Source organism: Agrobacterium sp. O3.4 (assembly GCF_041414895.1).
GTDB classification, from domain to species: Bacteria; Pseudomonadota; Alphaproteobacteria; order Rhizobiales; family Rhizobiaceae; genus Agrobacterium; species Agrobacterium cucumeris.
Map to the genome: position 1 here is coordinate 1 of NZ_JALPZP010000024.1, position 1179 is coordinate 1179.

Consider the following 1179-nt stretch of genomic DNA (forward strand, 5'->3'; position numbering starts at 1 on the left):
GCGTGTGTGGATGCCCCCGACTTTGCAAGGGTTTTCTTCCGATTTCTTTTGCAGCATGTTGCTTCTATCGGTCGTGTGTCAGGCCTCTGATCGTGGCCTGCGCCACGGGGCCGGTATGCAGTTCGAAGAACAGGGGCCACATCGGTTCAAAGAGCTTTGTGCTCGAGCCCCGGGACTGGTTTACCCCGTCCTGAACATTGAAGTCCTTGCCGCATAGGTCGTCAGTCGATTTCCTTGCCGGGATCAAACGACCCCGAGACGTTCGCCGCTACCTCCTGTAGGAGGTGACGGTTCACGCCATTCGATAATCTTGCTCTCTTGTCATGATCGCCCATATGATCCGGGCCATCTTGTTGGCCAAGGCAACAGCCGCAACCATGCGAGGTTTGCGCCCGACAAGCTGTCCAAGCCAGTTGTCTGGCAAAATGCCCTTTCGGATGATCCAGCGAATCCGGCTCATAGCGCCGATAATCAGCAGTTTTCGGATATCGGACTGGCCCATTTTACTCACCCCGCCATGACGTTGCTTGCCACCCGTAGACCTCTGCCGTGGCACTATGCCGAGCCAGGCGGCAAAGTTCCTGCCGCTGGAAAACGTGCGCAGATCCGGAGCAAACGCCATTACTGCACCGGCCGTCACTGGTCCCACACCTGGCACCGTGCAGAGACGCCGCATCTCAAGGGTTTCTTTTATAGCGCCTCTCAGCCTGAGGGTCAGGCCATCGATCTTGGCCGTAAGCAGGGCAATCTGATCAAGGTAAAGTTGGGCCATCTCCCTGACGCTGTCCGGGATCTGGATGGTCTCGTCCTCCAGCAGGGCCGCTGCTTGCTTGAGATGGGTTGGCCCTTGCGGAAAGACCAGACCGAACTCGGCTAAGTGACCCCGCAGCGCATTGATCAGTTGCGTACGCTGGCGAACAAAGCACTGGTGGGTTCGGAAAACTACAGCGCGCGCTTGATGCTCGGCGCTCTTCACAGCAACACAATGCATGTTCGGGCGCAATACCGCTTCAGCAATTGCCGCAGCATCTGCCGCGTCATTCTTCTGCCGCTTGACTAATCACGAGGTCGTCGTAATGCGGAGGAGCGCGGCCTGATCGGCGGATTTTCGCTGTTTTCCGATCGGCTTGCTTTGCATTATTCGGTGCCGAACCTCTGCGGGTCAATCGACCAACAGAG

At 57.4% G+C, this 1179-nt stretch carries 1 pseudogene; it reads right to left on the reverse strand.

Annotation, left to right across the window (positions count from 1 at the left end):
- Positions 1–292 precede the first annotated feature (292 nt).
- Positions 293–1039 (reverse strand): annotated as a pseudogene (locus tag M0412_RS26410) (IS110 family transposase); the annotation flags it as partial.
- Positions 1040–1179 lie beyond the last annotated feature (140 nt).